The following is a 25251-nucleotide window of genomic DNA, read 5'->3' on the forward strand; positions in this document are numbered from 1 at the left end:
CTATACTAAAAAAAGAGTGGCGAGACCAAGGAAGGCTAAGAAGCCAACAACATCGGTCACAGTTGTCAAAATCACACTGGCGGCTAATGCAGGGTCAATACCTAGCTTCTTCAGGAAAATAGGTAATAGCGTGCCAGTGAGGGCGGCAAACAAGAGATTTATGATTGTCGCGCTTGCAATGATATAGGCAATCTTTATGTTGTCAAACCAAAGTGCGGTTAAAGCGGCAATAACCGTTGCCCAAAGTATGCCATTTAGCAAACCGACGATCAATTCGCGGTTTAAAAGCCATCTTGTGTTGGTGGCACCGATTTGATTTAAGGCGATACCACGAATAACCAAGGTAAGTACCTGAGAGCCTGCTATGCCGCCCATGCTGGCAACGATGGGCATTAAAATGGCCAGCGCGACCACTTGATCAAGTGTGTGCTGGAATAGCCCAATCACATAGGAAGCAATGAAGGCGGTAATTAGGTTGATGCCTAGCCAAACGGCGCGTCGTCTGGTGGTTTTTAAGATGGGGGAGAAGGTGTCTTCATCATCGTCTAGGCCTGCCATGCTGAGCATGGAGTGCTCCGCTTCATCGCGGATAACATCGACCACGTCATCAATGGTGATGCGGCCTAATAATTTTCTGGTTTTGCTGTCAATAACCGGTGCCGAGACCAAATCCATTTTTTCAAACAGTTGTGCCACTTCGCTGGCAGGCGTTTCTGCGTCTATCACTGTGTTGTCGGTTTCCATGATGTCGCGCACGGTGGCGTTCACATCGGCTACCAAGAGTTTGGTGAGAGGCAGCGAGCCAAGCAGTCGATCAGAGCGACTAACAACCAGTAGGTTATCCGTCATGTCTGGAAGTTTGTTGTGGCGACGAAGGTAGCGGAAAACGATGTCCACTGTGATGTTCGGACGTATGGTAATGGTGTCCGTATTCATCAAGCCGCCAGCAGAGTCTTCTGAGTAGCTCAGCAGGGCTTCTACTCGTAACCTGTCTTGGCTTGACATGGAAGCCAGTACTTCTTTTACAACGGTTTCTGGAAGGTGTTGTAAAAGGTCGGCAAGGTCATCGCTTTCAAAGTGTTCGGAAACGGCAACGAGACGCTCAGTATTCATGTTGCGCATGAATTGAACGCCAATGTCTTCGCTTAGGTATTGAAGAACATCCCCTTCATTTTTGGAATCGATTAGGTCCCAAAGTAATTTACGTTCTTTTGGTGGGGAAGATTCCAGTAAACGGGCAACATCTTGAGCAGGTAGTGCACCGTTAAGGAGATAACGGATCTGCATGGTGGCACCGGACTCTAGGGAGTCGGTGACCGTTTGAAGGTGGGCTAAGGTGGTTTGTTCTGGCATGGCGATCCTTACTCGTCTTCGCCGAAGCGATCATTGATCAAGGTGATAACCGCTTTGATGGCTTCCTCTTCATCTTCCCCGTTGGTTTTAATTTTGATCTCTGTGCCTTTGCCAGCCGCCAACATCATCATTGCCATGATGCTTTTACCATCAACGTTGCGGCCATCTTTTTCAATGGTGATGTCAGAAGAGAAACGAGACGTTGTTTCTACCAGTTTGCCAGCTGCGCGCGCATGAAGGCCAAGTTTGTTAATGATGGTGATAGACTCTTCCAACATACTCTTTCCTTTATAGTAATGAATCTAGTGCAATAAAGAGGGCGTCATTTGTTTCGGCCTCTCTTAATGTGTTTAACACTTTTTCTGATTGTGCCAGTTCAGCAATTTCCGCCAGCGTGGATAAGTGTGCGTCACATTCTTGTGGTGGCACAATTAACGCAAAAACTAAATCGATTGGTTTTCTGTCGACCGCATCAAAGTCAATGGCAGATTGCAGCGACAAAATAACGACAGCGGTGTGATTGGCGCTTTCTAGGCGACAATGAGGAATGGCAATGCCATTACCAATGCCGGTGCTGCCTAGCTTTTCGCGTCCAAGTAAAGCTTCGTAGATTGCTTCTTTGTCACAATGGAGACGATTTGCAGCCACATCGGCAACGCTTTCAAGAATGCGTTTTTTGCTCACAACGTCTTGTTTTGCAAAGACAAGGTCTGCTTTTATTAATGATTTTAATGGCATAAGAAGTAGTTGTCCGTATTAAATCAATCGTTTTCGTTCATTAGAAGGAGGAATGTTCATTGCCTCACGGTACTTTGCAACAGTTCGTCGTGCTACTTGTATGCCTTGGTCCGCTAAAATAGTGGCTAGCTTGTTGTCACTCAAGGGCTTTTTGGCGGGTTCTTCTACCACCAATTTTTTGATCATGGCTCTGATTGCTGTCGAAGAGCATTCGCCACCAGAAGCGGTATTAACGTGGCTTGAGAAGAAGTACTTCAGCTCGAAAATACCTTTTGGTGCGTGCATGTACTTTTGTGTCGTCACACGCGAAATGGTGGACTCGTGCATGCCGACTTCTTCCGCGACATCGTGAAGTACCATGGGTTTCATGGCTTCTTCACCAAGTTCAAAGAAGTCGATTTGGCGATTTACGATACAGCTGGCCACTTTGAGTAGGGTCTCGTTGCGGCTTTGTAGGCTTTTCATAAACCACTTGGCTTCTTGCAAGGAGTTTTTGATGTAGGTGACGTCTTCTGAGGTGGAGGCTGTTGCGGCCATCGCAGAATAAGTTTCGTTGATCTTGACGGGCGGTAACGCGTCGTTATTTAACTCAACTTGCCAAACCCCATTGCACTTTTTGACAGAGACATCTGGAATAACATAATCCGTGTCATCAGCGTCAATAATAGAGCCTGGTCGTGGGTTGAGTTGTTGAATCAGATCGACCACTTCCTTCAATGACTCTTCTTTGAGCTTTGTTTTGCGACTTAATTGAGCAAAATCACGGTTGCCTAGTAAAGCCAGATGGTTATCGACTAGGTTGTAGGTACTCTTATAAAGAGGGTGGTCGCGAAAGGCTTCTAATTGCACTAATAGGCAATCGCGTAAGTCAGTTGAACAGGCGCCAGCAGGATCAAAGCGTTGTAGTCTGTGTTGCACTGCCATGACTTCGTCGAGCTCAAGATCTTCAAGTTCGCTGGTTAGCGATTCCCAAATATCTTCAGGCGTAATACTGAGATAGCCGTCTGATTGCACGCATTCAATGATGGCGTAAGCGATTTCAATGTCGCGATCTGACATGTGCGTTAGATTAAGTTGCCAGATCAAGTGATCTTGAATGCTTTCAGCAGGGGCGTTGCGACTTTCGTAGTCACTGTCACCTTCATAATTATTGCTGGAGCCGACGCTTGCTGCGGCAGAATTTTGGTAAGTATCGTCCCAATTGCTGTCAATGGAGAGCTCTGCTGGAATGCTGTCGGTCCACTCGGACTCAACGCGGGCTTCTTCACTGGCGTTCGCCTCGGTTTTTTTACTGGCTGCCTCTTCCTGTTCTCTCGTTGGCGCTTCTGAATGGGAAAAATCTTCATCATCAATTTCTAAAAGCGGATTGGATTCTAGAAACTCATGGATTTCCTGTTTCAGGTCTAACGTAGAAAGCTGCAGCAACCGAATGGCTTGTTGCAGCTGGGGAGTCATGGTCAGTTGTTGACCGATTTTTAATTGCAGAGACTGCTTCATAAAGAAACACTTCTAATAAGAGGAAATTGGAACGAGTTATGCATACTACTCCCTTTCGGCTGCAAAGATAAGAGGCTATAGACGGAAGTCGTCCCCTAAATAAACCTTTTTTACTTGCTCATTGTTGATCACGGTATCAGCATCACCTGAGGCGATTATTTTCCCATTGCCTACGATATAGGCTTTGTCGCAAATGTCTAATGTTTCGCGTACGTTGTGATCGGTAATCAAAACACCAATGCCGCTTTCTTGCAGGTGTTTTATGATCAGTTTAATGTCGCCAACCGAGATGGGGTCAACCCCAGCGAAAGGTTCATCCAATAGGATGAACTTTGGGTTCATGGCAAGCGCACGCGCTATTTCCACGCGACGACGTTCGCCGCCAGAGAGTGCCATGCCTAAGTTACTGCGAATGTGGGTGACATGAAACTCGTTTAACAGGCCTTCTAGTCTTTCTTTCTTTTGTTCTTTTGACAGCTCTTTGCGCGTTTCTAAAATGGCGTAAATATTGTCTTCAACGGACATTTTTCTAAAAATAGACGCTTCTTGTGGTAAGTAGCCAATGCCTTTTTGCGCCCGCGTATGCATGGCGTTTTTGGTGATGTCTTGCCCGTCGATGAAGATGCCGCCGGCGTCATTCGCGACCATGCCAACTATCATATAGAAGCAGGTCGTTTTGCCTGCGCCATTTGGGCCGAGCAAGCCAACGGCTTGACCGGATTCTACAGAAAGAGAGACGTCTTTAACGACTTGTCTTTTTTTGTAGCTCTTCGCCAGGTTTTTTGCTTCTAAAAGGGCCATCTATTTCTTTTTGCCTTCTTTTTCGTTGTCTGCTGGTTGTAATGTCATAGATACGCGCCCTGTGCCTTTTTTCTGGGCGTTAAAGGTGCCGGTGTCTATGTGGTAGAGGATGTAATCGGCGGTGATCTTGTCGTCCATCTTATTGAGGTAGCCATTGCCAAAGATTTCCAATTTTGACGTGGTGACTTGATAGTCTATTTTATCCCCTCGACTGATCATCATATTGCCGCTCCAGTCGATTTGCTGACTGAATTTTGCCGGTCCGCCTGTGGCAACCAGTTTGCTGAATTTCCGAGTTTTAGGGTCGGTTGTGACCTTCAGGTATTGAGCTTGTATCTCAATGGTTCCCTGTTTCACAAAGACATCGCCCTTGTAGGTCGCTTCACCTGTTTTTTGGTCTAAAAAGGCTTCGTTCGACTGTATTGTTAGTGGCTGACTTAAGTCATCAGGCAGAGCAAGGACTTGTTGGCTAATGATTAAGCTGGCCAAGAGTGCGCTGAAATTAATGAGTTGTTTCATACTGTCCTCGTACGGATCCTGTCATGACGACTTCTTCTGAATTAATGTAAGTAACGATGGTTTTTGCCGTTGTCTTGCCTTGTGTCGAATGCAAGGTGGCGTGACCGCTGCTTGTTAATGACTGATTACTGTCTAAATAATGAATGTTGTCGGCGTTAAGAATGATGTCGGGTGAATCTACAGACTGCTTAACGGCAACAGCGTCATCGGTTAACAGGATATCATGACTGCCATCCTCTATTATTCCTTTTTTTCCTTTGGCATGCCAGAGCCCAGCGTTTTGGTGTCGTCTTACGGTGGGATTGTCTAGTAAAGTGCGAGAGTTTTGACTGTAATGTAGCGCCTGTGTGGCGGTCAGTGTTTCTTGCAGCATGCCAGTTTCATCGTATTCTTTTGCGTTGATATTGGTGATGAAATAGTCCGGTGTGCTGCTGAGCTTTTCAGTCGGCACAAGTGAGCGAGTGAGTGGTGTGTCGGTAAAGAAAACACCACAAACCAGTGCAATAACAGCGGCGCCAATGAGGATGTTTTTGGCGTTTAACTGAATCATTATGCGGCACTTCCTGTACTAACAAGAATTAAATAAAGAGCGTAAGCCCCCACGAGAGGGAAGCCTACCCAGCGAGGGATGCTGACGTGTTTGGATTTGCTAAAGAGAAAGATAAGCAAAGACAAAGCAAGGGTTAAGCCTAATACCCAGTAATAATCTCGGCCAGAGGCATTGGCATCGATCATGCCTGGGGCAATTAAACCAGGCAGCGGCAGTACTGTAGCGAGGTTGAAAATATTGGAGCCGATGATGTTGCCGATCGCTATGTCGTGTAAGCCTTTACGGACGCTGCTAATGGAGGCCGCCAATTCTGGCAGGCTGGTGCCAACCGCAACTATGGTTAACCCGATGACTAGCTCGCTAACGCCGAGCCCTTTCGCGATGCCGATTGCGCCCCAAACCAAGAGTTTTGAGCTGCCGATGAGGACGGCCAAGCCGATCAAGGCGATGATCAGTGACTTCCCGGTAGAGGTGCCGTCATCGCTGGGTAATTCGTCCTTTAATTGTTCTTCTAGGTTTTTGCTGCCGCGCAATAAAATAAACAACACAATCGCAAACGCAACCAGCAAAATAATGCCATCGTAAAAGCTTAAATAGTGATCATGTAAAAGCCAGCCAGCGAGTAAGGTGATGGCAATGACCAAGGGGACTTCTTTGGTGGCAAGTCCCTTCGCGATTGGGATGGCGGAAAAGAGTAATGTGACACCAAAAACGAGGGCAATGTTGGCGATGTTTGAGCCAAGCACATTACCAATGGCAATTTCTGGGGCGTTATCAAGAGCGGCAATGCCAGACACCACCATTTCAGGGGCTGAAGTGCCAAAAGCCACTAAGGTCACACCAATGACCATTGGGTTAACGTTCAGTTTTTCAGCAACAAGTGCAGCGTGTTCGATGAATTTATCGGAACTAACGATTAGCAGGATCAAACCCACAATAAGAGCAGCGGAAAACAGCAGCATAGCCTTGAATTTACTCGTAAATTAAATGAGCCCCCATTTAATGAGGTTTACGGGTTAAATTCAAGACTTGATCTTTGAAACAATTTCGAATCTGTCTGCGTCAAGATTCTCTTTGTGAAAGGCGGATGATACTATCCGGCGATACTTTAATAAGGACTAGAAGGTGAATCAGTGCTAGATGTGTATATAAAAGTGCAGAATCTTCGCTTCTCTAGAGGAAATAGGATGATCTATGACGATGTATCCTTAACGATTCCTAGGGGAAAAATCACGGCTGTGATGGGGCCAAGTGGAACAGGTAAAACCACCCTGTTGCGACTTATTGCCGCTCAACTGTCTCCGGATAGTGGAAATATCATGGTGGATGGCCAAGATGTGCACACATTGTCACGCTCCGCTTTATATAAGGTGCGAGAGAAAATAGGTATGCTGTTCCAAAGTGGCGCTTTGTTTAGTGATATGACGGTGTTTGAAAACGTGGCGTTTCCGCTGGAAGAGCACACGCAACTTAGCGCTGTTGAAATAAAGAAAATCGTACTGGAAAAACTGCATAGTGTGGGCTTGCGCGGTGCCGCTTACTTGAGGCCTTCTGAACTTTCTGGAGGGATGGCAAGAAGGGTGGCTTTGGCGCGGGCCATTGCGCTTGACCCTGAGTTGGTGATGTTTGACGAGCCGTTTGCAGGGCAAGACCCTATTTCAAAAGGTGTTTTGGTTGAGCTGATTCGTAAGTTAAATGATGCCACCGGCATTACGTCTGTATTGGTGTCTCATGATGTGGAAGAGTCTTTGTCGATTGCAGATCATGTTTGTATTTTAGCGGGTGGCTTTGTCATTGCCGAAGGGTCGCCGGACGAAATTCGAGCGTCAGATAACGCGCAAGTGAAGCAGTTTTTGCATGGCGAGCCAGATGGGCCTGTGCCATTTCATTATCCTGAGGACCTTGGTTCTGATCAAGGGGTGTCGCAATGAAAGGTTTGATTTCTCTAGGAGCTTGGCTCTTTGATTGGCTAGAAGCGATAGGGCGAGCGGGTATTTTTCTGTTCCAAAGTATCTTTCGTCTTCCTGTGCGATTTGGTGAGGCGGTCAATCTATTAGTGCGCCAGCTTTACTCAGTGGGTGTGTTGTCGCTCGTTATTATTATTGTGTCCGGCACGTTTATTGGCATGGTGCTGTCCCTTCAGGGTTACAGTATTTTGGCCAAGTTTGGCTCTGAGGATTCGGTTGGGCAGTTGCTTGCCTTGTCTTTGTTAAGGGAGTTGGGTCCGGTTGTGACTGCGCTTTTATTTGCTGGGCGCGCTGGCTCTTCATTGACAGCAGAAATTGGTCTAATGAAAGCCACCGAGCAATTGTCTAGCTATGAAATGATGGGGGTCGATCCATTACGACGCGTTATTGCCCCACGTTTTATTGCGGGTGTGGTGTGTCTTCCTTTGCTGAGCATGGTGTTTTCCGCTGCGGGTATTATTGGTGGTTTGTTGGTGTCTGTTGGTTGGCTGGGCGTGAGTGACGGGTCTTTTTGGTCGCTGATGCAGCAGTCTGTTTATTTTGATACGGACATAGTAAATGGTTTGATAAAGGCGTTGGTGTTTGCAGTGGCCATTACATGGATTGCTGTTTATCAGGGCTATGAGTGTGTTCCGACATCGGAAGGCATTGGTAAAGCGACGACGAGAACGGTCGTGTTGGGCTCATTGGCCGTTTTGGCATTGGATTTTGTGTTAACCGCTGCGATGTTTGGAGATTTTTAGGATGAGAAGTAAGCGCGCTGAATTATTAGTTGGGTGTTTTATTGTATTGGGCTTGGCAGCGTTTGTGTACCTTGCCGTGCAAGTGAGTGGTTTGGGGTTTGCGAGTAAGAAAGACACTTATCAAGTAGTCGCTCGGTTTGATGATATTGGTGGTTTGAGCGATCGCGCTAAAGTCACCATTGCGGGTGTTACTGTGGGCAGTGTTGATTCAATCACTTACGACAAAAATCTATACATGGCCAAAGTCACCATGAATATTGAGTCCGATGTGCATAATATTCCTGATGACAGTTCGATAGCCATTTTAACCAGTGGTCTATTGGGCGAAAAGTACTTGGGCATTTCTATCGGTGCTGATGATAAAATGCTGAAAAATGGCGATGAAATTCACGATACGCAATCCGCGCTTGTATTAGAGAATCTGATTAGTCAGTTCCTATTTAATAAGACAAGTGGTTCTGATAAATAAAGGTAACAAGTATGTCGAGAGTAATGAAAGTAATAATGATGGTGGGGGCGTTGATTTCCTCTTCTGTTTGGGCGGGGCAAGAAGCGGCTCGTGATACTGTGATAGGGGTGGTTGATTCGTTCCGAACAGACATTATTGCAGACAAAGCAGAGTTGGCGAATAACGCGCCACTGTTGGCTCAGAGAATCGATAAGATTTTAACGCCAGTCATTGATTTTGATGATTTTTCTAAAAAAGTAATGGGGAAATACTACCGCAGAGCAACCCCTGATCAGCGTGTGCGTTTTGCGACGGTAACCAAGGATACCTTGTTGAAAACCTACGGTGGCTCTTTGTTGGAGTTGGATCCTGACAAAATCAAGGTGTTGCCATTGGGACCGCAGCGTGAAGGCCGTGAAGTGAAGGTCGATGTGGACTTTCAAATGGGCGATGGCAGTCCGCTGAATCTTAGTTTCTTTATGGAAGATTATGGCAATGACAGTTGGAAGCTAAGCAACGTAGTGATTAACAATATCAACTTCGGGCTGACTTTTAGAAAACAATTTTCTGTCATGATGCAGCAAAATCATAATAAAATTGATGCCGCGATCGACGCTTGGAAACAGTCTTTAGAGAAAAAGTCTTAAGCCATTATTGGGTTTGAAGTACAGAAATCCGAAGCCGATTTATCCGCTTCGGATTTTTTTTGCCAGAATTGTGGCAAACAAGAGGCGTGAATAACAAAACAGACATTTTTTTTACGGTGAGTTGAGTGAATGGGTGTTAAGAAGTTGACTCGACTAAGGTAGAATAATGAAATCTATGAATATTTAATATTGGAGCGATTGTGAACGCGAGTGAAGTGAAAGCACTTTTAGAATCTACTATCAATGATTGCAAGGTTACTGCCGAAGGTGAAGGCTGTAATTTTCGAATCGTTGTTGTTTCTTCCGAGTTTGAAGGAATGTCTACTGTTAAAAGGCAGCAACTGGTTTATTCACATCTTCAAGACGCGATTTCCAGCGGGGCGATTCATGCCGTCACAATGAAAACCTACACCCCAGAACAATTCAGCACGCTATAAAAAATTAGAAGAGACGAAACATATGGATAAGCTACTGATTACCGGTGGTACAAGACTTCAGGGTGTTGTGCGTGCTTCAGGAGCAAAAAATGCGGCGCTGCCTATTTTAGCAGCGACCTTGCTCACGAAAGAGTTAATTACGATTAAAAACTTACCTCATCTTCATGATATTACCACCATGCTAGAGCTGCTTGGCTCAATGGGTTGTGGCGTCGTGGTGGATGAGAAAATGAGTGTTCAATTGGATGTGTCTACATTGAATAACTCAGAGGCGCCTTACGATTTGGTGAAAACCATGCGCGCTTCCATTCTAGTGCTAGGTCCATTAGTGAGCCATTTTGGTAAAGCGACTGTGTCTTTGCCTGGTGGTTGTGCCATTGGTAGTCGTCCTGTTGATTTGCATCTGCGCGGCCTTGAAGCGATGGGCGCGACTATTTCTGTTGAGGGCGGTGATATTGTTGCCAGTGTTGATGGTCGCCTTAAAGGGGCGCGCATCTTCTTTGACAAGGTAACGGTTACGGGCACAGAAAATTTATTGATGGCTGCAACGCTTGCTGAAGGTCAAACCGTACTTGAAAATGCGGCCAAAGAGCCTGAAGTGGTTGACCTTGCAAAATGCTTAATTGCGATGGGTGCCAAAATTGAAGGTCATGGTACCGATACAATTACCATTGAAGGGGTCGAGGAACTTCATGGTACCTCTTATCCTGTGATGCCTGATCGTATTGAAACCGGTACTTTCTTGGTGGCCGCGGCGATTACTGGCGGCAAAGTTAAAGTTATTGATACCGACGTTAAATCATTAGAAGCAGTGCTGGCGAAGCTTGAAGAAGCGGGCGCCAAAGTGACTTGTGGTGAAGATTGGATTGAAGTGGACATGGAAGGCCGTCGTCCTACTGCTGTCAACATCAGTACCGCGCCTTACCCCGCTTTCCCAACCGATATGCAAGCGCAATTTGTTGCTCTGAACTCGGTAGCAACAGGGGTTGGTCGAGTGATTGAAAACATTTTCGAAAACCGTTTTATGCACGTTGATGAAATGTTGCGCATGGGCGCTGACATTGAAGTGAATGGTAATACGGCGATTGTACGTGGTTGTGAATCTTTGAAAGGTGCGCCTGTGATGGCAACGGACCTTCGTGCATCGGCAAGCTTGGTGCTTTCAGCATTGGTGGCTGATGGTGACACTAAAATCGATCGTATTTACCACATTGACCGTGGTTATGAGTGTATCGAAGAAAAATTCGGTGCGTTAGGTGCGAAAATTTCACGGGTATTAAACTAGCATGAGTAACACATTAACAATTGCGCTTTCAAAAGGGCGTATTTTAGGTGAAACATTACCTCTGCTTGAAAAAGCCAATATTATTCCGGCGGAAGACATTCATAAAAGTCGTAAGCTGATTTTTGATACTAACCATGAACACATAAAGCTAGTGATTTTGCGAGCGACGGATGTACCGACCTACGTAGAGCATGGTGTGGCTGACTTTGGTGTGGCTGGTAAAGACGTATTAATGGAAGCGACCACAAAAAACCTATACGAATTGGTGGATCTGAAAATCGCAAAATGTCGATTGATGACCGCGGGCGTGGTTGGGGCTGATCTTCCTAAGCGTCGCTTGAAAGTGGCGTCTAAGTTCACCAAAACGGCGAAAGCCTATTTTGCGGATCAGGGTATCCAAGCCGATGTCATCAAGCTGTACGGTGCGATGGAATTAGCGCCTATCATGGGATTGGCAGATTTGATCGTGGATATCGTGGATACCGGCAATACGCTAAAAGCGAATGGCTTAGAGCCAAGAGAATTTATTGCAGACATTAGTACGCGTTTGGTTGTGAACAAGGCGGCTTACAAAACTAAATATGCTCAAATTGAGCCCATCATCGAAATGTTGCGTGGGGCTGTCGAAGAGAACGAGGGCAAATAGTTGAAATTAAATATTAGAGAGTTTTCGACAGAGTCAGAAGGGTTCTTAGCAGAACTTGAGACTTTGCTTGCTTGGGACTCCGTGTCGGATGTTGCTGTGCAAGAAAGTGTTGCAAACATAGTGACTCAGGTGCGCAAAAGAGGCGATGAAGCGGTTATTGAGTTTACCAATCGCTTTGATCGTCGCGAGATTAAATCGGCAACGGAATTAGAAATCTCACGAGAAGAGATGGCGCAAGCCAAATTAAGAGTGAGTGATGAGCTGGTGGCGAGTCTTGAAGCGGCTGCTCAGCGTGTGCATGACTATCATGAACGCCAAAAGCAGCCTTCTTGGCAGTATCAAGAAGCAGACGGCACTGTGCTTGGTCAGAAGGTTACGCCTTTGGATCGTGTGGGTGTGTATGTTCCTGGTGGTAAAGCCGCGTACCCGTCTTCGGTATTGATGAATGTTATGCCGGCTAAAGTCGCGGGCGTGGGTGAAATCATTATGGTGGTTCCTACTCCTGATGGTGTGGTGAACGATATTGTGTTGGCGGCGGCTTACATTGCAGGCGTAGATCGCGTGTTTACCATTGGTGGTGCACAAGCGGTCGCGGCGTTGGCTTATGGTACGGACACTGTGCCTAAGGTCGATAAGATCGTAGGGCCTGGTAATATCTTTGTGGCAACGGCGAAGCGCATGGTGTTTGGTGCGGTTGGTATCGACATGATTGCAGGGCCATCGGAAATTCTAGTGGTTTGCGATGGTAAGACGGATCCGGATTGGATTGCGATGGATTTATTCTCGCAAGCTGAGCACGATGAAGATGCACAGTCTATTTTGATTACGCCAGATAAAGCATTCATTCAAGACGTTAAAGCCTCTATGGAGCGATTGATTGAAGCGCAGAGTCGCCAAGCGATCATTAAAGTCTCTTTAGAAAATCGTGGGGCTTTCATCCATGTTAAAGACCTGGATGAGGCAATGGACATTGCCAATGTGGTGGCGGCAGAGCACCTTGAGTTGTCGATTGATGAGCCTGAGAAATGGTCTGAAAAAATTCGCCATGCGGGTGCCATTTTTATGGGGCGTCATACGCCAGAAGCATTGGGTGATTATTGTGCTGGGCCTAACCACGTGTTACCGACATCGGGCACTGCGCGTTTCTCCTCTCCGCTGGGTGTTTATGATTTTCAAAAACGCAGCTCCTTGATTAATTGTTCGCCACAAGGCGCCAGTGATTTGGCAAAAATAGCGTCTCCTTTGGCGCGTGGTGAGTCGTTAGAAGCGCACGCTATGTCGGCAGAGTATCGTATTTTGGCCGATGTGGATGCGTCTGCAGTAAAGTCATCGGAGGCAAAAGGTGAGTAAGAAGCCGTCTTCTCACCCTAAGGCTTTGTACCAATTGCGGAAGATTACTAGGGTTTCGGCCTTAGTGATCTTGGCGGTTGTTGTGCTTGGCTTTTTTCTGCCGACCGATTATCGAGTAGAGCGCAGCATTATTGTTAATAAGCCGCACGATGTGGTTGTTAATGCCTTGTTGGGTGGCGATTCGTTACCTGATTGGATGTTTATTAGTGGTGGTCAAGTGAACCTGCATAAGGGTTTTTTTCAGCAGGGTGATGAAGTGGGGATTTCCTACCATGATTCATCAGACAAAGGCAGTTTGACCTTTACTACGGTTACCACAAACACCATTGCGTTTGATGTTAAGCCTAAAGCGGGTGTGGATCTTGTTCATAACACGATTTACGTGAGCGGCGATGACACCACAACGAATGTTGACTGGGAAATTGAAGGGCAGTTAAGAACGGGCTTTTTGAGTCCTTACTTGGCCTTTTTTGCAAATAAAATCGCGGGGCGTAATTTTGAAATTAGCCTGCAGCGTTTAAAAGAAAAAGTGGAATTAGCTCAATAATCAATGCTTTGCATGGTCGGTTGAGTTTCTAGTTTTATGTTGGCTTGGTACGATTGTCTTCCTCTGTATCCCAGTAGTGAGATGGTCGTTCCGGGTTTCATTGAAGCAATTAAATTTCGTGTTTTAAATGGGTTGTCACTCGTCGCATTGTTGATTTTGACTATGATGTCCCCGATCTGAATACCTGCTTTGTCGGCAGGGCTTTCCTTGGTTATTTCGCTAACAATTAATCCATGATCTACCGGCAAAGCTAAGCTTTTAGCCAGTGTAGAGGTGATTTTTTTCGCATCCATTCCCAAATAGGCGCGCACAACGCGACCGCGTTTTATCAAATCGCGCATCACTTGAACCGCATCATCAACAGGTGTGGCAAAGCCAATTCCTTGAGAGCCGCCGCTGCTAGAGTAGATGGCCGAGCTGATGCCGATAAGCTCACCTTGTAGGTTGATCAGGGCGCCACCGGAGTTGCCTGGGTTAATGGCGGCATCGGTCTGGATAAAGTTTTCATAGGTGTTAAGGCCAATGCTGTTTCGTCCTTTGGCGCTGATGATGCCAGAGGTGACCGTTTGGCCTATGCCAAAGGGGTTGCCGATGGCGAGTGTTTTATCGCCCACGGAAACTAAGCTGCTTCTGCCGAGCTTGATGGGCGTCAAATTGGGTACGGTTATTTTCAATACGGCAAGATCTGTCGATGGGTCTGAGCCAATCAGTTTTGCTTCAATTTGACGATCATCATGTAGGCCAACCACAATGCGTTGAGCGTTTTGAATGACGTGGTGGTTGGTGAGAATAAAGCCATCTGCAGAGACAATAACCCCCGAGCCTAAATTGATGGTTTGAGGGTGTGTGGGGTTGTTGAGTGGGTTGTCTTGCAGTGGGGTGTTTTTGGGTGAAACTTGAGTGTAAATGTTGACGACAGAGGGCGCTGCTTTTTCAACTGGGGCTGCGTAACTGTTTTCTGCCACTTTCTTTTTTTCTTGAATGAGTAAGGTTGCAAGCCCTATACAAGTGCCGAGAAGAATGGCGATAATAAGTGGTGTCCACTGATTTTTCTGATTCATAGATAGAGGTTGTTTTGCTGCGAAATGAATTTAAACGGTTATTAGATAGTACGTTGAGTCCGCACAGATTTAAAGATTATGCGCCCAATGGTCTTCAGGTGGAAGGGAAAAGTAACATTGAGCGTGTGGTGACGGGAGTGACGGCTTGTCAGGCGCTGATTGATGCGGCGGTTGCGCACGGTGCGGATGCGATTTTTGTTCATCACGGCTATTTCTGGAAAAACGAAGCGCCCGAAATTACCAGTATGAAGTACCGTCGTTTATCTGCTTTGATCAAAAACGATATTAACTTGTTTGGCTACCATTTGCCGCTGGATGCTCATCCTGTTTATGGCAACAATGCGGGGTTGGCTGACGCATTAGGGTTGCAGGGCGAGCGCCGTTCATTGCAAGCGGGTCTGCCGTTGGAGGAGGCGATTGGGGTTGTCGGTGAGCTGGCTCAAGCGATGACAACGCAAGCCTTTAAGGCGTTGGTGGAAAAGGCGGTTGGTCGAGACGTTTTGCTTGAGGCTGTGTCTAGCAAAGAGATTAAGACGGTAGCGCTGTGTACTGGTGGTGCGCAAGGCTATATCGAGCAGGCTTATTTGGCGGGTGCGGATGTGTTTATCACCGGCGAAGTGTCTGAACAAACGATCCACATAGCGCGCGAGTTAGGCATACATTTTGTGGCAGCGGGGCATCATGCGACGGAACGTTTTGGCGCGCAGGCAATAGCGACCTTGTTGCAAGAAGAATACGGAATGGATGCGATATTCATTGATATCGATAACCCAGCCTAGGGTTGCCTGAAAAGAAAGTAAAAAAAAGAGGCTTCATCATGAGCCTCTTTTTAGTGGGATAGAGAGTAGTGTGTTAGATTGCTCTGGTGGGTTCGAGAGACTCTGGTTTGTTCTTCAGCCCAAAATCTTCACTCAGCATGCCTTGCTCAGCGTCGTTTTTAAGAGCGTAATCACGAGGCGGTTCAGTGATGTCCTCTTCTGCTGCTACAGGCGTGCTTTGAGGGTTGATCGAAACCGGTATGTCGATATGGCTTAACTGGCTAGCACCAGAAGATAGATTTTTTCTCAACTCTGCTAGACGTTTTTCAGCCGTTAATAAATGTTCATTACTGTCTGAGAAGAAATTGTCGATAATGACTTGTTTCTTATCCAGTTCTTGTTGCAGGGACTTGATAGTAATGGCATTCGAGCTAGAGGAAGATTCTTTCTCCGTGCTTTTCGAGGTAATGCTTCTTAATACAAGGGCAATGGCGAAGCCGACAATGGCGCCAGTAACAAAAACAATAATGTTGAATTCTTCCAAGTTCATAATGTGCTCCCAAAAATCAGAGGCTATTATAGCCGAAATCCTCTCCACGATAACACCTTGCTAGGTGTTGTTTAAGTATCTATTTGATAGAATACGCTTTATTAATTTAATTGTGACGAAAGAGCAACGATGACGCCTATTACTCGATATAAACAGGATTTAGAAAAAGAAGATTTTCATTACGACCCAGCGCAAGAAGAAGCAGTAGAAGCACTTCAGGACTTGTTTGATCGATTGGTAGCGAAGCAAAATCAGGTGCCTTCTGGTGGGTTGTTTGGTCTTTTTCGTAAGAAGAAAGAGATTGAAGTAGAAACAGGTTTGTACTTCTGGGGCGGAGTAGGGCGCGGTAAAACCTATTTAATGGATACTTTTTTTGAGTGTCTACCGACTGAGAAGAAAATGCGTTTGCACTTTCACCGCTTTATGCAAATGGTGCATCAGGAGATGCGTAAGCTAGAGCACGTTAAGAATCCATTGGAAATAGTGGGCAAGCAAATCTCTGAAAAGGCGCAAGTCTTGTGTTTTGATGAGTTTTTTGTGACGGACATTACCGATGCGATGATTTTGGCCGGTCTGCTGGAAGTGTTGTTCAAAAATGGCACCACCTTGGTGGCCACGTCCAATATTGAGCCAGATGGCTTGTATAAAAACGGTTTGCAGCGTGCGCGCTTCTTGCCTGCGATTGACCTGGTTAATAAGCACACCAAGGTATTGAATGTAGACGGTGGCGTTGATTATCGTTTGAGAACCTTGAAGCAGGCTCAGCTTTACCATTACCCGCTGACGGCTGAATCCAATGACGTGCTGGCGGCTCGCTTTATGAGTTTGATTTCAGATGCCTCGCACATTGAAGAGAACGGCGCTGTGGAGATCGAAGGGCGTCAAATTCCTTTCGTGAAAAGTTGTGAAACAATGGCGTGGTTTGATGTAAAAGCCTTATGTGACGGGCCTCGAAGTCAGGTGGACTACATCGAAATCGCTAAGTTGTACACGACCGTCTTGATCGCCAATTTGCCTCAGATGGACGCCAGTCGAGATGATTTGGCGCGCCGTTTTATTAACCTCATCGATGAGTTTTACGACCGTCATGTGAAGGTGATTATTACTGCGGACGTTGCGATTCCAGACATCTATACTGGTACGCGTTTGGCGTTTGAGTACGATCGTACCGTGAGCCGTTTGCTGGAAATGCAATCTGAAGACTATTTATCACTAGAACATCGCCCATAAAAGTGCTTTACGGCTTTATTCTTTAGGCGTGCTGTTATATACTCCGCACGCCTTTTTAGAAGGTAAGTGTACGTTATTAAAAATCGAAAGTGCTTTAATAACCAATAATAATAGGTATAGCGTGTCATTGAACACGCGTATTGAAAGGGTTTTTTGATGAAAACTTTTACAGCTAAACCTGCTGAAGTACGCCGCGACTGGTTCGTGGTTGATGCTGAAGGCAAAACTCTAGGCCGTTTGGCTACCGAAATTGCTCGCCGTTTACGCGGTAAGCATAAAGCTGAATACACTCCGCACGTTGACACTGGTGATTACATCGTTGTTATCAATGCTGAGAAAGTTCACGTTTCTGGTAACAAAGCAGCTGCGAAACAATACTACCGCCACACTGGTTACCCAGGCGGCTTGCGTTCTATGAATTTCGAGAAGTTGATTGATCACGCTCCTGAGCGCGTTCTTGAAATCGCCGTAAAAGGTATGTTGCCAAAAGGTCCTTTGGGCCGCGCAATGCACAAGAAAATGAAAGTGTACGCTGGTACTGAGCATCCACATGCTGCTCAACAGCCTCAAGCCCTTAACATTTAATACGGAAGATCATTATGTCAGCTACTCAATACTACGGTACAGGTCGTCGTAAAACGTCTACCGCTCGTGTGTTCCTTAAAGCCGGTACTGGTAACCTAGTTATCAACAACCGCTCGCTTGCTCAGTACTTCGGTCGTGAAACGGCTCAAATGGTTGTTCGTCAGCCTCTTGAACTTGTTGACGCTACTGAAAAATTTGACGTTTACATCACTGTTAAAGGTGGTGGTATTTCTGGTCAAGCTGGTGCAATCCGCCATGGTATCACTCGCGCATTGATGCAATACGACGAAACACTACGCCGCACTCTACGTTCTGCCGGTTTCGTTACTCGTGACTCTCGTGAAGTTGAACGTAAAAAAGTGGGTCTACGCAAAGCACGTCGTCGTCCTCAGTTCTCAAAACGTTAATTTTCGTTTTCAGATTATCAAAACGCTTGGTGTGTTTGCACCAGGCGTTTTTTTTATTCTAAATTTGTCAAAAAGAGAAATGAGAAGGCGTAGAGTTAAGCGCATTTATTGAATAGAATGTGATTAACTCTGTGAGCTTTTGACTGAAAAAAACGATTAAAAAGCCGCTTTTAATGGCCTGTTATAAGAGTAAGTAAACGGACTGCTTAGCATGTGGTCGGTTTCTCGCTTAGGATGGAGTAGTGCGCTGGTGGCAAATGAAGTGAATAAAGGGCGTCGTCAGTTTCTAATTGGCTCGACCTGTACGCTAGGTGCCCTGGGTGCTGTTGGCGTTGCAACGCCGTTTGTGGCGGCTTGGCAACCCAGTCGCCAGAGTCGCGCCGCTGGGGCGCCGATTCAAGTGGATATTAGCAAGCTAGAGTTAGGGCAGCAGATGACCGTTGAGTGGCAAGGGCAGCCCGTCTGGGTCGTGAAGCGAACCCCGCAGAATCTCACTGATTTAGCCAGTTTAACCGCTCAGCTGGTGGACCCCTCTTCGCAAAAAGATCAACAACCTAGCTATGCGCAAAATACCTATCGTTCGATCAAGCCTGAAATATCCGTATTGATAGGTATTTGTACGCACCTAGGGTGCTCACCAACGTATCGCCCTGACCGCGCCGCTAAAGATTTGGATGCATCGTGGAAGGGCGGCTTTGTTTGTCCATGTCATGGCTCTCGTTTTGATTTGGCGGGAAGGGCGTACAAGCATTATCCTGCGCAAGCGAATTTAATAGTGCCGCCTTATTTTTATAAAACCGACACGGTGATTGAAATTGGCGTTAGCCGTGAGGTTAAGGCCTAATGGCGGTATTGCGTGGTGTGGTGGATTGGTTAGACGAGCGCTTTCCTATTAAGTCTTTGTATAAGAAGCATTTCACCGAATATCATGTGCCTAAAAACCTCAATCTTATGTATGTGTTTGGGGTGCTGGCTCTCGTCTTGATGGCGAATCAGTTGCTCACTGGGATTTGGTTGGCCATGAGTTATGAGCCTTCACCTGAGAAGGCGTTTGCATCGATCCAATATATTATGCGTGACCTGCCTTATGGCTGGTTGATTCGCTACCTGCATACCACGGGCGCCTCAGCGCTGTTTATTGTGTTGTATTTTCATGTTTTGCGCAGCTTGTTGTATGGCTCTTATCAAAAACCGAGAGAGCTTGTTTGGTTGTTCGGGATGACTTTATATTTTGTCATCATGATCGAGGGTTTTCTGGGGTATTTGTTGCCATGGGGGCAAATGTCTTATTGGGGCGCGCAAGTGATTACCTCTATTTTTGGCAGTATTCCTGTGGTGGGCACGAGTTTGCAAGAGTGGGTCAGAGGGGATTATTTTGTCTCTGGCGTAACGCTAAAGCGTTTTTATGCTTTGCATGTGATTGCCTTTCCGTTGTTGCTTTTGTTGTTGGTTTTTTTGCACCTTTCCACGTTGCGACACGTGGGGTCCAATAACCCTGCGGGCATAGACATTAAGAAGCACCGAGACCAAAACGGCGTTCCTTTGGATACGATTCCTTTTGCGCCGTACTTTGTAAGCAAAGAGGTTTTGGCCATCGGTGTGTTCTTGTTTTTGTTTTGTATTGTGGTGTTCTTTTTTCCGACTATGGGCGGTTACTTTTTAGAGAAGGCCAATTTGGAGCCTGCCAATCGGCTGCAGACGCCTGAGCATATTGCTGCGCTCTGGTATTTCACTCCTTTTTACGCCATGTTGCGGGCAGTGACTTTTTCGTTGTTTGGTTTAGATGCCAAATTTTTAGGGGCCTTGGTTATGGTGTCTGCGGTGGTTGTGCCTTTTGCTTTGCCATGGCTGGACAAAAGCCCTGTGAAATCCATTCGTTATAAAGGTCGATTAAGTAAGCTTTTCTTGATGCTGTTTTGTCTCAGCTTTGTGCTCTTGGGTGTGGTTGGGAGTCTGCCTGTTAGCGCGCTTTCGACGGGCATCGCGCAGTTGTGTAGTGTGCTGTATTTTGCTTACTTCTTGTTAATGCCTTGGTATTCTCGCTATGAAACGACCTTGCCTGTTCCAGAAAGGGTGCAGTAAATGAAGCTTATCTGGCGACAAGTTATTTTAGCGTTGTGTTTCTTATTAAGCGTGCCTTTGGCGCTAGCAGAAACCGCGGCTTTGGATAAAATAACCCCTGATGCCGGTGACCTCGCGTCCTTACAGCGCGGTTTTGCTTTGTATTCAAACTATTGTTCCGGTTGTCATCAATTGCAATATGTACGATATAGTCGAGTCGCAGAAGATTTAACTATTCCTAAATCGTTATTTGCCGAAAATTTATTGCCGAAATATGCTAGAATAGGCGACCAAATTACATCAACAATGACAAAATCGGACGCTAAGGCTTGGTTTGGTGTTGTTCCGCCGGATTTATCGCTGGCCGCGAGTCGCCATAGTCCAGATTGGATTTATCGCTACTTGCAGGGATTTTATCAGGATAAAACGCGCCCTTTTGGTGTGAATAATAGTGTTTCTCCAGATTCCATGATGCCAAATGTGTTAGAACATTTGCAGGGGGAGAGACAGCTGCGCTGCGAGGAAGCAGCGAATGCCTTTAATGGCAAGTATTCAATATCGACTCTATTGAGTGATTCAAAATGTGGTATTGTTGATGGAATAAAAAAAGGTCAACTGACAGATCAAGAGTTTAAAAAAGTGGCGTATGATATCGCGAATTTTTTGGCTTACACTTCAGACCCTTCGCGGTCGGACAGGGAGTCTCTTGGATTGAAAGTGCTGCTTTTTATTGGTTTGTTTGTGCTTTTTGCTTATCTGCTAAAGCGAGAGTTTTGGCGGGATCTTGCATAAAATTATCGACTGGTCAGTGAGTCTTAACAAGACGAGTTGATTGGCCATTTTATTAGTTTGCCCTTTTGGGCTTGTGTTGTTTTTAAGATAGGGGTTATACATGGGTGTTATTGCTAAGCGCTCTTCAATGACGTTCTTCTCCGATGGCGAAGATCATTACAGTCATCGAGTACGTATCGTGCTGGCTGAAAAAGCCGTTACTGTTGACATCATTGATGTGGACCCATTCAATAAGCCAGATGAATTGGCTGATGTGAATCCATACAATGAATTGCCAGCCTTAGTAGATCGTGATTTGGTTCTTTATGAGCCAAACGTAATGATGGAATATTTAGATGAGCGTTTTCCTCATCCGCCTCTATTACCTGTTTACCCTGTTGCTCGTGCAGAAAGCCGTTTGTACATGTACCGCATTCAGCGTGACTGGGCGAAATTGGTTGATTTGATTCTTTCTAGTAAAGACAAAGAAGCAGTGGCGCAAGCACAAAAAGAATTGCGTGAAGGCTTAATCAGCGTATCACCAATTTTTGAAGAAAAACCTTACTTTATGAGTGATGAGTTTACGATTGTTGATTGTTGTCTTGCGCCTATCTTATGGCGTTTGCCTGCGTTGGGCGTAGACATTCCAAAAGACCAAGCGGCTTCACTGCATAAGTATATGGACTTGGTTTTCTCTCGTGAGTCATTCAAAGAGAGCCTATCTGAAGCAGAACAAGAAATGCGCCTAGACTAATTTGTCTGGTATTTGATGTGAAAAAGGAGCTTGTATGGCTCCTTTTTTGTACAAATTGTTTGCTGAACAACGAAAAGATAGTATCGGTTATGCACTGTCATAGCGCTGATCGAATTTGACGTAAAGTAAAATATCGAATATCGGTTTTGCCTTGTTTATAAAGGTGAGAACCATGGGAGTTGTAATGTTACCTAAAAGATCTTATTTGCTGAACGCGGCGTATCAGTGGGTGTCCGACAATGATATGACGCCTTACCTTTTGGTTGATGCAGACCACGAAGGTGCTGTAATACCAAGAGAGTTTGTGCAAGACGGTCAGATTGTATTGAATATCAGCATGTCTGCCGTGCGTCATTTGATTATGGACAAAGACGCGGTGTCTTTTGAAGCGCGCTTTAGTGGTAAGCCTATGCAGGTGTATGTTCCTATGAAGGCCGCCTTAGCCCTTTACGCCAAAGAAAATGGCGACGGTTTTGTGTTTCCTGACGAAGAGTTTCCAGAAGGACCAACAGAGCCAACGCCACCGAAACCTGAAAAGAAAGCGTTCACATTAAAAGTGGTCAAATAGTCTGAATTCGCGACTAAACGCAGAAATAAGACAATGTCAGATAAAAGAAGAGCCTGCGCATGAAGTCGCTCCTGGTGGTTGGATAACCAACATGGGGCGCTTCACGTGAGGCTCTTTTTTTTGGTATTTTTTAGCGGTGTTTTTGTGTTTGAAAAAAAGGCGTGATTTATTCGTCGTAACCAAACAGTTGACGTTCGAGTAAGTCAATCAAGGTGTGGATAACGGTAATTTGGCATTCATGAACACGGGCGGTGCCAAGTAGGTTGATTTTAATTTCTGTGTCGTCACGAGAGGTCAAAGAAGACACGTTTTTGGCTTCTGGGCTGGTCAGCGCCACAATGTTCATTTTTCTCTCGTGGGCCGCTTGGATGGCTTGAATGATGGGCGAGGTATTACCACGATTGGCAATCACAAACAAAATATCACCAGGGTTGCCAATGGCGGTTATCTGCTTAGAGAAAACGTCATGGTAGCTGTCGCTGTGAGTGATTGCGAGCAGGGCGGCGCCATCACCGCTGAGGTTGATGGCTGGCAAGCCGGGGCGCTCTCTGTCCATCCGATCTAACATCAGAGTACTAAAATACTGAGCCAAATGTGAGCCTGTGCTGTTTCCCACACAAATTACTTTACCGCCAGAAGCGACGCTTGAGAAAATGACTCGAGCCGCGTGTTCTATATAAGGGGGCAAGCTTTCTAGTGCTTGTTGCTGAGCCTCAAAACTTTGGGCAAATTGAGTGTAGATCGCTTCTTGAAAATCCATAATGGTTAAAATACTGCTTTAAGCCAAGTTAAATGTTGAGTGTCTATTTCTTGATCAAACAATATGGCGTCGAAACGACAGGCATTTGTTGATTTATTGTTTTGTTGTAACCAGTAGTCCGCGGTCAATCTGACTTTTTTAAGCTTTGACGGATTAAGACTTTCTGCGGCGCTGCCATGCGATGCGTTGGCGCGAAAGCGCACCTCGACGAACACATAGGTATCATTGTCTAGGAAAATGAGATCAATTTCTCCCATGCGACTGTGGAAATTCCTATCGATCAGTCGCAATCCTTGCTGCTGTAAATAAAGCTCAGCCGCTTGCTCGGCTTTCTCCCCGTTATTCTTCGGGGAGTTCCGTTTCTTCCTTGTGAAAAAATTGAGTACTGACGGCATTAACCAAATTTCCTTTTCGGTAAGTCATAATCTCAGGTCGTTTATGGAATATACCATTTTTATCCATGGTAATAATGCCTGTATTAGCAGAAAGTCGCGTACTTTTTAGTTGTACAAACAAAGGGTAGCGGTTAGCGAGTAAATAGGCGTCCGCTCCGAGCGCGTACAAACGGCGCAGAATATTAGAATCTCGGTCTGTTGAGACTTCATCAAGTAGGCTGCTTTTTTGGGCGATGGCCGGGATTTCTGTAAATAGGATGCGCTCAATGTCGCTAAAATTTATATTGCGCTCTGGTGGCGTATCGTTAAGCGTACTGCTGGCCAGCATAGGGATGCTTTTGGCAAAGTAGTAATCCAGCAAAGGGCGAACTTGTTTTGCATCGCTCAGTTTGCCAACAAAATACACATAGTCTAAATCTTGCCTAGGTCTTGTAACACTGTCCACTTGTTCCCCTGTCCAGCGCTGAATGAGGGCGATGCGACGCTTGCTCTCATTCACCAGTAACAGTTTTTGCACCGTATTTTGACGGTCTCGTGAGGCATTTTTATAAGAAAGGTTAGCGGCAACGCTAATGTTTTCTTTCTTGGCCGCTTGTAAAAATTCATCCGCTTGTCTTAATGCCCAAGTGCTTTGGGTGCTCAAAATAGCGGCTTTTTTCGCTCCGGCTTGCTTCGCGAAATGGATCAGTTCGTGAATGTCGTCTTCGGAGCTTAACGAGAAGTGGAAGAGGTTATTAACATAAGCATTGGTGCCCAGTTGGTTTAGCGCAATAACAGGGTGGCTCAATGTTAATTGGCTAAGGCGTGCGACCTTGCTCTTTTTAAGAGGCCCAATAATCACATCAGGATGCAGCGCGTTTGCTGCCGCTAGTGCATCGGCTATGTTTGGGTAGCTGTCAGTGTCGATAATAGAAATATCAGCTCGTTTGGTTTTCTGATGGTAATAGGCAGAGAAAAAACCATCGATTATCGCTTGGGATGCACGTTCCAGTTTGTTGCTCATTGGCAACATTAGGACGATTTTCTTTGGCGCCATTTCACCCAGCTTGGCGATCACTTTAAAATCCAGTGGTGGATTAAGCGCCGCAGGGTGTTCTGGGTATTGTGCTTGCCAGTGTTGGAATTGAGTGAGTTGTTGTTCAATCGATAGGGTTTGATTGCGCAATATTTTGCTGATCGTGAGCCAACCCTCTAGATTAGGTTGCGAGCTTTGCTCGAGCCCTTGCACTTGGGTGTCGGTCAGGTTTTGAATGCTGGCCCACAACGCGGCTTGGTTATACGCTTTGTCATCACCCGTCAAAGAGTCATCTAGTGAAAGCCTAAGTGTAATGGCTTGTGACCAATGCCCTGTGTGCTCCAACACGATGGCTTTGGTTTCATTAAGCTGAATTTGATTGCTCGGCTCTTGGGCAGAATCCAGTTGGCTGGCTTGTGTTAATAACGCCATGGCCTTGATGGGATCGTCCAGTTTTGCGGCAATCAAAGACGCTAATAAAGACGCCTTAAATTGGATGCGAGAGGGCGTAATGAGTATTTTCTCACCCAAGGTGTCGTGAGCATTTTGATACTCACCGTCTTTGTAAAATTGCAGCGCGTTGTCGTACGCGGTCACCAATTCTTTTGGCGCTTGATACGGATGGTAGATGCTGTCAGGCGCGGTGCTTTCTTGACTACTTGGCGGTGTATATTGCGGTAAAGTGCCCTGCGATCTATTTAAATTCGTCGAGCTACAAGCACTTAGCAGAAATGTACAGACGGTTAATGATATGATGCGAAGATTAATTAGGCTCATAAGCTCATAAAATGACAGATAAAAGAGGCAA

At 45.9% G+C, this 25251-nt stretch carries 31 protein-coding genes; 18 read left to right on the forward strand and 13 right to left on the reverse strand.

The genetic code is table 11. The features are described from left to right. The 8 genes from mgtE to E0D71_RS10485 form a co-directional block, all read right to left on the reverse strand. On the reverse strand, positions 1 to 1353 hold the full coding sequence (gene mgtE, locus E0D71_RS10450; protein ID WP_133003247.1) for a magnesium transporter: 1353 nt from the start codon (positions 1351 to 1353) through the stop codon (positions 1 to 3). A gap of 8 nt (positions 1354 to 1361) precedes the next feature. Beyond that, the gene (locus E0D71_RS10455; RefSeq protein WP_133003248.1) at positions 1362 to 1631 is read right to left on the reverse strand and encodes an HPr family phosphocarrier protein; all 270 of its coding nucleotides are present in this window, start codon (positions 1629 to 1631) and stop codon (positions 1362 to 1364) included. Positions 1632 to 1641: 10 nt separating this feature from the next. Beyond that, entirely contained in the window at positions 1642 to 2091 is a 450-nt protein-coding gene (locus E0D71_RS10460; protein ID WP_133003249.1) for a PTS sugar transporter subunit IIA, read from the reverse strand. 18 nt (positions 2092 to 2109) lie between these two features. Continuing rightward, the gene (locus E0D71_RS10465) at positions 2110 to 3588 is read right to left on the reverse strand and encodes an RNA polymerase factor sigma-54 (RefSeq protein ID WP_133003250.1); all 1479 of its coding nucleotides are present in this window, start codon (positions 3586 to 3588) and stop codon (positions 2110 to 2112) included. 75 nt (positions 3589 to 3663) lie between these two features. Beyond that, the gene (lptB, locus tag E0D71_RS10470) at positions 3664 to 4389 is read right to left on the reverse strand and encodes an LPS export ABC transporter ATP-binding protein (RefSeq protein ID WP_133003251.1); all 726 of its coding nucleotides are present in this window, start codon (positions 4387 to 4389) and stop codon (positions 3664 to 3666) included. Beyond that, complete coding sequence (gene lptA / locus E0D71_RS10475; protein WP_133003252.1) at positions 4390 to 4908, reverse strand: lipopolysaccharide transport periplasmic protein LptA; 519 nt, start codon at positions 4906 to 4908, stop codon at positions 4390 to 4392. After that, positions 4892 to 5458, reverse strand: a complete 567-nt coding sequence (gene lptC, locus E0D71_RS10480; RefSeq protein ID WP_133003253.1) for an LPS export ABC transporter periplasmic protein LptC — start codon at positions 5456 to 5458, stop codon at positions 4892 to 4894. Before lptC ends, lptA begins: the two co-directional genes overlap by 17 nt. After that, positions 5458 to 6420, reverse strand: a complete 963-nt coding sequence (locus E0D71_RS10485; protein ID WP_133003254.1) for a calcium/sodium antiporter — start codon at positions 6418 to 6420, stop codon at positions 5458 to 5460. Before E0D71_RS10485 ends, lptC begins: the two co-directional genes overlap by 1 nt. A 225-nt stretch (positions 6421 to 6645) precedes the next feature. Here E0D71_RS10485 and E0D71_RS10490 point away from each other — a divergent pair, with 225 nt between their 5' ends. From E0D71_RS10490 to E0D71_RS10530, 9 genes are all read left to right on the forward strand, one after another. Beyond that, a complete protein-coding gene (locus tag E0D71_RS10490; RefSeq protein ID WP_133003255.1) occupies positions 6646 to 7389 on the forward strand; it encodes an ATP-binding cassette domain-containing protein in 744 nt (247 codons plus the stop codon). Then, positions 7386 to 8168, forward strand: coding sequence for a lipid asymmetry maintenance ABC transporter permease subunit MlaE (mlaE, locus tag E0D71_RS10495; protein ID WP_133003256.1), 783 nt, complete (start codon positions 7386 to 7388; stop codon positions 8166 to 8168). The genes E0D71_RS10490 and mlaE overlap by 4 nt, the downstream gene beginning before the upstream one ends. 1 nt (position 8169) lies before the next feature. Then, complete coding sequence (gene mlaD, locus E0D71_RS10500; RefSeq protein ID WP_133003257.1) at positions 8170 to 8637, forward strand: outer membrane lipid asymmetry maintenance protein MlaD; 468 nt, start codon at positions 8170 to 8172, stop codon at positions 8635 to 8637. An 11-nt stretch (positions 8638 to 8648) separates the two neighbouring features. Further along, positions 8649 to 9263, forward strand: coding sequence for an ABC transporter substrate-binding protein (locus tag E0D71_RS10505; RefSeq protein WP_133003258.1), 615 nt, complete (start codon positions 8649 to 8651; stop codon positions 9261 to 9263). A 200-nt stretch (positions 9264 to 9463) separates the two neighbouring features. Further along, positions 9464 to 9700, forward strand: coding sequence for a BolA family protein (locus E0D71_RS10510; protein ID WP_133003259.1), 237 nt, complete (start codon positions 9464 to 9466; stop codon positions 9698 to 9700). A 22-nt stretch (positions 9701 to 9722) separates the two neighbouring features. Further along, complete coding sequence (gene murA, locus E0D71_RS10515; RefSeq protein ID WP_133003260.1) at positions 9723 to 10985, forward strand: UDP-N-acetylglucosamine 1-carboxyvinyltransferase; 1263 nt, start codon at positions 9723 to 9725, stop codon at positions 10983 to 10985. 1 nt (position 10986) lies between these two features. Beyond that, complete coding sequence (hisG, locus tag E0D71_RS10520) at positions 10987 to 11631, forward strand: ATP phosphoribosyltransferase (protein WP_133003261.1); 645 nt, start codon at positions 10987 to 10989, stop codon at positions 11629 to 11631. After that, a complete protein-coding gene (hisD, locus tag E0D71_RS10525) occupies positions 11632 to 12981 on the forward strand; it encodes a histidinol dehydrogenase (protein WP_133003262.1) in 1350 nt (449 codons plus the stop codon). Next, the gene (locus E0D71_RS10530) at positions 12974 to 13528 is read left to right on the forward strand and encodes a polyketide cyclase (protein WP_133003263.1); all 555 of its coding nucleotides are present in this window, start codon (positions 12974 to 12976) and stop codon (positions 13526 to 13528) included. The genes hisD and E0D71_RS10530 overlap by 8 nt, the downstream gene beginning before the upstream one ends. Here the strand turns inward: E0D71_RS10530 and E0D71_RS10535 are convergent. Next, positions 13522 to 14589: a trypsin-like peptidase domain-containing protein gene (locus E0D71_RS10535; RefSeq protein WP_133003264.1), complete on the reverse strand. Its 1068-nt coding sequence runs from the start codon at positions 14587 to 14589 to the stop codon at positions 13522 to 13524. The genes E0D71_RS10530 and E0D71_RS10535 overlap by 7 nt on opposite strands. Before the next feature lie 14 nt (positions 14590 to 14603). Between E0D71_RS10535 and E0D71_RS10540 the strand changes: the two genes are divergently transcribed. Next, positions 14604 to 15368: a Nif3-like dinuclear metal center hexameric protein gene (locus E0D71_RS10540; RefSeq protein ID WP_133003265.1), complete on the forward strand. Its 765-nt coding sequence runs from the start codon at positions 14604 to 14606 to the stop codon at positions 15366 to 15368. Between the two features lie 73 nt (positions 15369 to 15441). Here E0D71_RS10540 and E0D71_RS10545 read toward each other — a convergent pair whose 3' ends face one another. Continuing rightward, positions 15442 to 15897 (reverse strand): DUF1043 family protein, encoded by a 456-nt coding sequence (locus tag E0D71_RS10545; protein WP_133003266.1) that lies wholly within the window; start codon positions 15895 to 15897, stop codon positions 15442 to 15444. A 129-nt stretch (positions 15898 to 16026) separates the two neighbouring features. On the opposite strand from E0D71_RS10545, the gene zapE reads away from it, so the two are divergent. The 8 genes from zapE to E0D71_RS10585 all read left to right on the forward strand — a co-directional run bounded on the left by zapE (position 16027) and on the right by E0D71_RS10585 (position 22273). After that, positions 16027 to 17127 (forward strand): cell division protein ZapE, encoded by a 1101-nt coding sequence (gene zapE, locus E0D71_RS10550; protein ID WP_133003267.1) that lies wholly within the window; start codon positions 16027 to 16029, stop codon positions 17125 to 17127. A gap of 156 nt (positions 17128 to 17283) precedes the next feature. After that, on the forward strand, positions 17284 to 17712 hold the full coding sequence (gene rplM / locus E0D71_RS10555; protein ID WP_115898655.1) for a 50S ribosomal protein L13: 429 nt from the start codon (positions 17284 to 17286) through the stop codon (positions 17710 to 17712). A 14-nt stretch (positions 17713 to 17726) separates the two neighbouring features. After that, entirely contained in the window at positions 17727 to 18119 is a 393-nt protein-coding gene (gene rpsI / locus E0D71_RS10560; protein WP_133003268.1) for a 30S ribosomal protein S9, read from the forward strand. A gap of 250 nt (positions 18120 to 18369) precedes the next feature. Next, positions 18370 to 18963 carry a ubiquinol-cytochrome c reductase iron-sulfur subunit gene (gene petA / locus E0D71_RS10565; RefSeq protein ID WP_207923374.1) on the forward strand — a complete coding sequence of 198 codons (594 nt, stop codon included), beginning with the start codon at positions 18370 to 18372 and terminating at the stop codon, positions 18961 to 18963. Beyond that, a complete protein-coding gene (locus E0D71_RS10570) occupies positions 18963 to 20201 on the forward strand; it encodes a cytochrome bc complex cytochrome b subunit (RefSeq protein ID WP_207923365.1) in 1239 nt (412 codons plus the stop codon). The genes petA and E0D71_RS10570 overlap by 1 nt, the downstream gene beginning before the upstream one ends. Next, complete coding sequence (locus E0D71_RS10575) at positions 20202 to 20972, forward strand: cytochrome c1 (protein WP_133003269.1); 771 nt, start codon at positions 20202 to 20204, stop codon at positions 20970 to 20972. It begins immediately after the preceding gene. 100 nt (positions 20973 to 21072) lie between these two features. Further along, positions 21073 to 21705: a glutathione S-transferase N-terminal domain-containing protein gene (locus E0D71_RS10580; protein ID WP_133003270.1), complete on the forward strand. Its 633-nt coding sequence runs from the start codon at positions 21073 to 21075 to the stop codon at positions 21703 to 21705. Positions 21706 to 21889: 184 nt separating this feature from the next. After that, positions 21890 to 22273, forward strand: coding sequence for a ClpXP protease specificity-enhancing factor (locus E0D71_RS10585; RefSeq protein WP_133003271.1), 384 nt, complete (start codon positions 21890 to 21892; stop codon positions 22271 to 22273). A 166-nt stretch (positions 22274 to 22439) separates the two neighbouring features. Here E0D71_RS10585 and E0D71_RS10590 read toward each other — a convergent pair whose 3' ends face one another. Genes E0D71_RS10590 through E0D71_RS10600 form a run of 3 tightly spaced genes read right to left on the reverse strand, consistent with a single transcriptional unit; the run spans position 22440 to position 25220 of the window. After that, positions 22440 to 23033 carry an SIS domain-containing protein gene (locus E0D71_RS10590; RefSeq protein ID WP_133003272.1) on the reverse strand — a complete coding sequence of 198 codons (594 nt, stop codon included), beginning with the start codon at positions 23031 to 23033 and terminating at the stop codon, positions 22440 to 22442. A 5-nt stretch (positions 23034 to 23038) separates the two neighbouring features. Beyond that, complete coding sequence (locus E0D71_RS10595; protein WP_133003273.1) at positions 23039 to 23428, reverse strand: YraN family protein; 390 nt, start codon at positions 23426 to 23428, stop codon at positions 23039 to 23041. Further along, the gene (locus E0D71_RS10600) at positions 23373 to 25220 is read right to left on the reverse strand and encodes a penicillin-binding protein activator (protein ID WP_133003274.1); all 1848 of its coding nucleotides are present in this window, start codon (positions 25218 to 25220) and stop codon (positions 23373 to 23375) included. Before E0D71_RS10600 ends, E0D71_RS10595 begins: the two co-directional genes overlap by 56 nt. Between the last annotated feature and the right edge of the window lie 31 nt (positions 25221 to 25251).

Source organism: Marinomonas sp. KMM3893 (assembly GCF_004352855.1).
In the GTDB taxonomy this organism is placed as follows: Bacteria; Pseudomonadota; Gammaproteobacteria; order Pseudomonadales; family Marinomonadaceae; genus Marinomonas; species Marinomonas arenicola.